The following is a 9,329-nucleotide window of genomic DNA, read 5'->3' on the forward strand; positions in this document are numbered from 1 at the left end:
CATTTCCGGGCTGCGTTCAACACAAATGGCGACCCGTTCATCGGGGCGCACGCCCAGCGCAATCAGGTGATGGGCCAGTTGGTTGGCTCGTTGATTCAGCTCCCCGTAATGTAAGGTGTGTTCATGAAAAATGACGGCGATGGCCTCGGGGTGCCGCGCGGCCTGAGTCTCAATGTGTTGGTGAATCAATGGCAGGGAAAGAGACCGCTCGATGGAGAAATCGGTTTGTGTGGCATTGAAATCCACCAGCACTTGTTGTTGCTCTGTTTCTGACAACATGGGTAAGGCATTGCAGGTTTGAATTTCATCAGCCACCATCGCCGTCAAGATATTGGTGAAATGGCCGACTATGCGATTGATAGTTGTGGAATCGAATAAATCGGCGGCATAGTTCAATGCACCCACCAATCCCATTTCCGTTTCAGTCAGCGCTAAGGTTAAATCGAAATAGGCACCGTGGTGTGCTTGTTCAAGTGATGTGAGCTGTAAACCGGGTAGCGTCAATTTTTGGGCTGGCGTATTGTTCAATGTCAGCATGACCTGAAAAATCGGGCTGTAACTCAGACAGCGTTCGGGTTGCACGGCTTCCACGACTTGCTCGAAAGGCAAATCTTGGTGGGCATAAGCGGCAAGCGCTTGTCCCTTGACCCGCGCAAGGAGTTCAGCCACGCTGGGGTTATCATGGAGTTTGATCCGCAACGCCAAGGTATTGACAAAGAAGCCGATCAATCCTTCCAGTTCATGATGCGGCCGGTTGGCAACCGGCGTGCCAATGACAATATCATCCTGACCACTGAGGCGGGCCAATGTGATACTCCATGCAGTCAGCACTGTCATGAACAATGTGCAGCGATGGCGCTGCCCAAGTTCTTTGAGCGATGCCAATAATGCCGCATCAAGTTGAAATGCAACTTGAGCACCCGTATAAGTCTGAACAGCCGGGCGTGGATGGTCGATAGGCAGCGCCAGTAAGGCCGGGGCTTCTTTCAGTTGGTCACGCCAGAAATCACGCTGCTCAGCGAGGAAGTTGCCCTGCAACAACCCATGTTGCCAAACAGCATAATCGGCATATTGCACAGGCAGCGGTGGCAAAGGATCGCTATCACTGAGATGGTCAGCAAAATGGCCTGCAAGCGCGGCACTATAGCCAACGCCCAGCTCCCTGACCAAAACGCTCAGTGACCAACCATCCGTAATGATGTGATGCTGGGTCAGCAGCAATACATGTTCTTCTTCCGCCAGTTGCAGCAATTGTCCGCGAATGAGCGGGCCTTGGGCGAAATCGAAAGGAGATTGGGAATCCAGTTCAGCGAGTTCAGTCACTCGGGCAGCCTGCTGGGTGGGTTCCAGTGGGCGAAGGTCATGGCAAAGCAGAGAAAAACCGCTGTCAGCGGGGTCAATCTGCTGGTACGGTTGCCCTTCGATTGAAACAAAACGGGTACGCAGGCTTTCATGGCGGGCAACCAAGCGGTTGAGTGCATGAATCAGGGCATCATGGTTGAGTTGGCCTGTCAGACGCAGCGCGGCGGGCAGATGATAAGCCAGGCTGGCGGCCGGATCGAATTGGCCGAGAAACCACAGGCGTTGTTGAGCAAAGGACAGAGGCAAGGGCTGGCTGCGATCGGCGCTAGGGATTATCGTTTGTGCGGTTATCGCGGTTGCTGTCAGTGTCTCAGCCAAAGCCATCAAGACGGGCTTATCAAACAGTGTCTGCAAGGGCAAATCACGCGAAAGTGCCTGACGTATGCGAGCCACAAGCTGGATGGCAAGCAGGGAATGGCCGCCCAGCTCAAAGAAATGGTCATGGCGTCCGACTTGCTCCAGTCCCAGAAGATCTTGCCAGGTTTGTGACAGTATCACTTCTATTTCACCGACGGGGGCAACATAGCTGTGTGTCACGACAGCCGAAGGATCGGGGGCAGGCAGTGCCTGACGGTTCAGTTTGCCGTTGGGCGTCAGTGGGAAAGATTCCAGTATCACAAAAGCACTGGGCAACATATAGTCAGCAAGGTACAGGGCAAGTTGCTGGCGCAATTCTGCGGGGATTAACTTAACATCATCCATTGGCCGCAGATAGGCCACCAACCGGTTCTGCCCCGGTTCATCCTCACGGGCGATAACTACGGCTTCCCGCACCCCTTGGCACTGGGTGAGGCGGGTTTCGATTTCGCCAAGTTCAATGCGGAATCCACGCAGTTTCACCTGAAAATCATTGCGTCCCAGATATTCGATGGTGCCATCCGGCAGCCAACGGCCCAAATCGCCGGTTTTATACATGCGTGCATCGGAATGGGTGGAGAAAGGGTCATTGAAAAAGCGTTCGGCAGTGAGTTCCGGACGATTTAAATAGCCACGGGCAACACCGGCACCGGCGATGTAGATTTCTCCGGTTACGCCGAGGGGAACGGGATTTCCATGCGAGTCAAGGATATAGCATTGAGTATTGGCAATCGGTCGCCCAATCACCGAAATTTCCGGTACGCCGGAGGTGTTGGAATATTGATAATAAGTGGCATCGCCATTGATTTCTGACGAGCCATAAAAATTGAATAATCGTATCCAAGGATAATCAGTCACTACCTGACGGGCCAATTCAGGGGCGAGCCGCTCTCCGCTGCAAATCAAGGTATCAATGGATTGCAGGTGATGCCCGTTATCGTCATGATGGGATTGCACCAATAATTTCAATAGCGAAGGCACGACGACTAAATGATTAACGCCGAAGCGCTGCAAACCCGCCTTCAGCAAGGTGGGATCTTTGGCTTCATGGTTATCAAAAACAACCAACTTGCCGCCAGTCAGTAACACGCCCAGCGTTTCAGTCAATGAGTCGACAAAGCTGATACTAGTTTTCAGCGCGCCAGTCAGCGGAGACGTTGCAATATCGCGCACGAACCACAACAACCGATTGCACAATGCGCGATGGCTGCTCATCACTCCTTTGGGCTGTCCTGTTGAACCGGAAGTGTAAACAACATAGGCCAAATGGTGGGCTGCCAGGTCGGGGATTTCTGGCTCACTGTCAGATAAAGCTGCCCAGTTCACCATTTCTTGATCGTCGAGCATGACGATAGGGATGGATTCCCTTGATACCAAGGATATCGAAATGGCACCGGGATCTGACGATTCAGAAAACGCAAAAATACCGCCTTCCGCCCCTTTGTTCAGTAATACGGCCTTTTGGGCCAGCAAAACCGTGGGTGCGGAATCTTCAATCATATAAGTCAATCGTTCATCAGGATAGGCCGGATCAAGGGGAACATAAGCCGCTCCGGCCTTAAGGATACCAAGCAATCCCACCGCCATATCCAAACTGCGCTCGACACACATGGCGACCCGATCGTCCGGCTGCACCCCCAAGGCAATTAAATGATGTGCCAGACGATTGGCCCGTCGATTCAGCTCGTCGTAACTGAGAGACTGATCTTTGCACATAATGGCAATATCAGCAGGATGGCGCGCCACTTCTGCTTCAAAAAGCTGGTGAACCAGCACATCCGGAGAGAAATCGGCCTGTGTGGCGTTAAAATCCACCAAAAGCTGCTGTTGCTCTGCCGCCGGCAAAATCGGTATTTGCAAAATGGATTGTTGCGGCGCATGGTTCAAGGCATCAACAAGCCCGCTGATGGCAGTGATCAAGTAATTAAGCACGCGGACAGAATCGATTTCGGCAATAGTTTGGGTCATCAGGTGGAAATCGGTACCCAAATCATCCACCGATAGCGTCATTGGATAGTTGGTTCGCTCTTCTGCCGCCAAAATGCGCATGCCTGCCCAAACCTTATCAGCCGCTCCCGCTTCACCGACATGACTGTGGCGATAGTTCAACAAGGCACTGAACAGCGGCATGGGTTGTGCGACACCACTGCACCGCTGTGCCAGCGACAACGGCGCTTGTTCATGTTCCAGCAATTCTGTCAGGTTGCGATAAGTTGCCTGAACTACTTCATAAACGTTGTGTCTGGCGAGGGAGATCCGGATTGGCAGGGTGTTGATGAACATCCCCAGTATTTGATTGGCCCCCATAATTCCCTGCAATCGTCCCAGCAAGACCGTACCGAATACCACATCATCGCCACCGCTGGTTTGTGCCAGCACCTGCGCCCAAGCAATGTGGAACAGCACGCTGGGGCTGACTCCCAAACGGCGGGCCTGAGAGCGAATGGCTTTTGCCAGCATCGGATTGAGCGGCTGGCGGGTTTCATTGATCGCCCCCGTCTCATTGTTTCCCTTGAGTATCCCGAATGGCGCGGTGGGTTCATCAACATCCGAGAGCCGGGCACGGAAATAGTCCTCATGGGCTGAGGCCGGCACGCTTAATGTCTGGGCAATGAAATCACGATAAGGCCGCGCAGCAGGCAATATCTTGGCATTTCCCTGCAATGCTTGGGCAATTTCAGCGAAGATAAGCTCCAGAGTCAGGTGGTCGCAAACCAAATGGTGGAAACTTAAAGAGAGCAGCCACTCATTTTGTACCGGATCATGGGCAATATGGGCAGCCAGTAGCGGGGCGTGTGCCAAATTGATACGACGCTGGCGTGGATCTGTGTAAGCACGCAATTGAGATAACACATCTTCTGGCGACGCGGGGGCGAATGTATTGACAAGTAGCGGAGCGTGCCGCCAGACCACTTGAACGGGCTGGGCCAGCTCTTGCCAATAGGCTGACGTGCGCAGGATATCATGGCGGTCGATGATCTGTTGCAGGGCCGTCAGGAAACTATCGAGCCGATCGGACGTGTCGAAAGCAAGCAGACTTTGCAGCAGGTAATCATCCCCCTGAGATTGCAACAAATGATGGAAAATAATGCCTTCCTGCAACGGTGCCAGTGGGTAGATATCTTGTACATTGCTTGCACCACCGGGAATGGTCTCAACGATGGCATTGATTTCGGATTGGGTCAGTGAAACCAGCGGCAGCATATCCGGGGTGATGGCTGTGCAATCTGCGGGGATAAGGTTAGGCGGCACGGCGAAAGCCTGCGTACTATCCTGAGAGCCTGCGATGGTTTTCGCCAGTTCACTCAGAACCGGCGCGGCAAAGACACTGCGTACATCAAGCCGCCAGCCGAGGTGATGCAAGCGTTCAATCAGGCTGACAATCATCAGCGAGTGCCCGCCCAGTTCAAAGAAATGATCGTGTCGGCTGATTTGCTCCAGCCCCAGTAAATCCTGCCAAGTTTGCACCAAGGCTGTTTCCACTTCACCAACGGGTGGTGCATATTCACGTGCGATAACGGAGGAGAATTCTGGATCAGGGAACGCCTGCCGATCAAGTTTGCCATTCGGGGTCAGCGGGAAAACATCAAGTATAACGAAGGCGCTGGGCAGCATGTATTCCGCAAGGTGACGGGCAAGTTGTTCCCGCAATTGGGCCGGAAGCAGTTCAATACCTTCCTGCGGCCTCAGATAAGCAACCAGCCGCTTCTGGCTTAAGCGGCTCTTTTCATCAGCCGCATTTTCGTCATAAACATCATGGCTGCAACGGCTGTCTTCACGGGCGAGCACCACCGCTTCACGTACACCGGGACACCGCATTAATTGCGTTTCTATCTCCCCAAGCTCAATGCGGAAGCCGCGCAGTTTCACCTGAAAATCATTGCGCCCCAGATATTCGATATTGCCGTTGGGCAACCAGCGTCCCAAATCGCCGGTTTTATACATCATGGCGTTGACTTTCTGCGTGCTGAATTCCCGTGGGTTAAATTCCGATAAAAATGGATCAGCCAAAAAGCGTTCGGCAGTCAATTCAGGGCGATTCAGATAGCCCCGCGCTACGCCGGCACCGGCAATAAAAATTTCTCCCGCAACGCCGAGGGGAACAGGTTGACCATGCGGGTCGAGGATATAGACCCTAGTATTGGCGATTGGGCGGCCAATATGATTAACAAATCCCCCCGCTTTTTCCATGCATGTCCAAGTTGAATAGGTTGTTGTCTCTGAAGGGCCATACAGATTGCAGATATGTTGTACCGCAGTGTTGGCAAACAATCGCTCAACAATATGGGGTTTCAGTGCTTCTCCCGCCAGATTGATCGTTCGGACAGAGGGAGGGATGGCTCCGGATTCCAGCAGATGCGCAATGGCGGATGGCACGGTATTGATGAGGCTTATGGCATGGGCTGCTTCGGGCAATGATTCCGGCGTAATTAATGACAGCGCATCTGGAACGATATGCACCGTACCGCCAGAAATCAGGGGAGCAAAACATTCGTACACCGCCAGATCAAAATTGAATGAAGTGGCAAACAGAGTATTTGCCAGTGTTTCCCGGTTGAATGTTTGTCGCGCCCAGATCAGGAAATTCACCGTATTGTGATGGGCGATGGCAACGCCTTTTGGCAGCCCGGTAGAACCGGAGGTATAAATCACATAAGCCAGATGCTGTGACGTTAATCCCCGCTTTCCGGCATCCAGATTATCTGCCGGTTGTGCCTCAATGAATGATCCCCGGTTTTCAGCGATATCATCAATCAATAGGGTGGTGACGGAGCTGCTCAGTTTATCGGCAAACTGACGTTGGGTCAGGAGGATAACGGGTGCCGAATCTTCAAGCATATAGGCCAGCCGTTCAGCCGGGTAAGCTGGGTCAAGCGGCACATAGGCTCCGCCTGCTTTAAGGATGGCGAGCAGGCCTATTACCATTTCCAGATTGCGTTCAACGCAAATTGCGACCCGATCATCAGGATTTACCCCCAACGCCACCAAATGGTGGGCCAAGCGGTTGGCCTGCTGGTTCAGCGTGTCATAGCTGAGTGACTGTGTTTCACCCGCAGAATCAGGGCGTTTACAAACAATCGCAGTCGCTTCCGGGGTTTGTGCCGCTTGTGCCTCAAACAATTGGTGGATCAGGGCATCATGTGGGAAATCGGCTTGTGTGGCATTGAATTCCACCAACAATTGTTGTCTTTCAGCAGCCGATAACATCGGCAATTTATAAACAGGCTGCGATACATCGCGTGTCATTGCGAGCAGGATCTGGTGCAGATAACTGAGCATACGTTCGATGGTGGCTGCATCAAACAAATCCACGGCATACTCCAGTTCTCCGAACAGGCCGGCATCGGTTTCAGTCAGAGATAATGTCAGGTCGAAGTGGGTCTTGTTCCGCACGGGTTCAACCGGGGAGAGTTGCAGGCCGGGTAAGGTGAGGGTTTTGGCCGGCGTGTTGTTCAGTGCCAGCATCACTTGAAAAATCGGGCTGTAGCTCAGGCTGCGTTCAGGTTGCAGGGTTTCCACCACCTGCTCAAAAGGCAAATCTTGATGGGCATAGGCAGACAGGGTACGCTCGCGGATTTGCGTGAGCAGGTCAGAAACGGTGGAATTGTCAGATAATGTGACGCGCAGTGCCAGCGTGTTGACAAAGAAACCGATCAAGCCTTCCAGTTCATGGTGTGGACGGTTGGCAATCGGTGTGCCAATCACAATATCATTCTGTCCGCTGAGCCGGGCAAGAGCGATGCTCCATGCTGTCAGGATGGTCATGAATAACGTAGCGTTATGCTGCTGTCCGAACGATTTAAGTGCTGTCAGCAGGGCCGCATCGAACCGGACAGGCACTTGGGCACCCGTATAAGACTGTACCGCAGGGCGTGGGCGATCGGTTGGCAGATCCAGCAAGGCCGGGGCACCTGCAAGTTGCGAATGCCAGAAATCACGTTGCTTGGTAAGGACATCCCCCTGTAACCAGTGACGTTGCCAGACTGCATAATCAACATATTGGACAGGCAATGGCGGAAGCGGGTTATCAAGGCCGGCAAGGGTGGCGCGGTAGAGCGCCCCCAGTTCATGTACCAGCACACCGATAGACCAGCCGTCAGAAATGATGTGATGCTGGTTGAGCAGAAGCACATGCTCTTCGTCCGCCAGTTGCAGTAATTGCCCGCGGATCAGCGGGCCGTGGGTGAGGTCGAAAGGCGTCTGGGCTTCAAGGGCGGTCAGTTCAGCGATGTGTTCGGCGTGTGCATCTTCTAATGGACGCAGATCATGGCAGGACAGGGCAAAGCCTGAATCGGCAGGCTCGATGCACTGGTGAGGCTGGCCGTCAATCAGTATAAAGCGGGTACGCAGGATCTCATGGCGGGCAACCAGACCATTGAGCGCATGAAGTAGTGCGTCATGGTTGAGTCGGCCTGTCAGGCGCAATGCTGCCGGAATGTGATAGGCCAGTCCGGCAGCCGGATCGAGCTGATTCAGAAACCACAAGCGCTGTTGGGCAAATGATAATGGCAGAGGGAGATCCCGAGCAGTCTGCTCAATGGGTGGCCGTTTATGGTGCTTCTGAGCTTGCAGTTGTTCTTTGATTTTTTTCTTTAAAACAGCCAGCTTCAGATTTTCGAGATTCATATCAGTCCTGCTCATTTATTGTCTCCGCCTAAAATTGCCGCCAATTCTTCTGCTGACATCGAATCAAGGGCATTTTGCAGCGATTCAATGTCATTTTCTCCGATAGCATCCATTTGAGCCGCAAAAATGATGTTGACTTGTTCTGCCAATATCGGGGTAAGAAATAATAGGGAAATGGGAATATCGACCATAAATTCGTCTTCTATGCGGGTTGCAAGTTGCACGATCATCAAGGAGTGGCCGCCCAGTTCGAAGAAATTGTCATGCCGGCCAATGCGTTCCAGATCCAGCAATTCTTGCCAGATCTTAGCCAACGAGATTTCTTCCTCACTGTTCGGCGCTTCGTAACAGCGCATGACAACCGCAGAGGAGTCTGGTGCAGGAAGGGCCTGACGGTCGAGCTTGCCATTGGGGGTCAACGGGAAAGCATCAAGAACCACAAAAGCACTGGGCAGCATAAAATCGGCGAGGTGCTGGGCGATCTGTTGGCGCAGTTCAGCCCCTTGCAGCTCTACGCCGTCCTGCGCCCGCAGGTAAGCCACCAGCCGTTTCTGATTTTCCTCGTCTTCGCGCATCAGGACGATGGCTTCGCTGACTCCGTGACACTGCAATAATTTGGCTTCGATTTCCCCCAGTTCAATGCGGAATCCGCGCAGCTTGACCTGAAAATCATTGCGGCCGAGGAATTCGATATTGCCGTCGGGCAGCCAGCGTCCGAGATCGCCGCTTTTGTACATGCACGCTTCGGTATCTTCGCAGAACGGATCGGGCAAGAAGTGTTCGGCAGTCAGCTCAGGGTGGTTCAGATAACCACGGGCCACGCCCGCACCGCCAATATAAATTTCGCCACTGACGCCAAGGGGAACGGGACGGCCTTGCGGGTCAAGAATGTATATGCGGGTATGGGCAAGCGGGCGGCCAATGGGAATGGGACGCGCGACATCAATGGGCGCATTGATGGCATAAGTGGCGGCAAACGTGGT

General features: G+C 53.2%; 2 protein-coding genes. Both read right to left on the reverse strand.

Features of this window, described 5'->3' with window-relative positions:
* On the reverse strand, positions 1–8,361 hold an 8,361-nt coding region (locus FE392_RS16765; protein WP_439153504.1), incomplete at its 3' end, for a non-ribosomal peptide synthetase.
* On the reverse strand, positions 8,358–9,329 hold a 972-nt coding region (locus tag FE392_RS22160), incomplete at its 5' end, for a non-ribosomal peptide synthetase (RefSeq protein WP_439153505.1). The genes FE392_RS16765 and FE392_RS22160, both read right to left, overlap by 4 nt.

The sequence above is a fragment of the Xenorhabdus santafensis genome, from assembly GCF_033949405.1.
Lineage (GTDB): Bacteria > Pseudomonadota > Gammaproteobacteria > Enterobacterales > Enterobacteriaceae > Xenorhabdus > Xenorhabdus santafensis.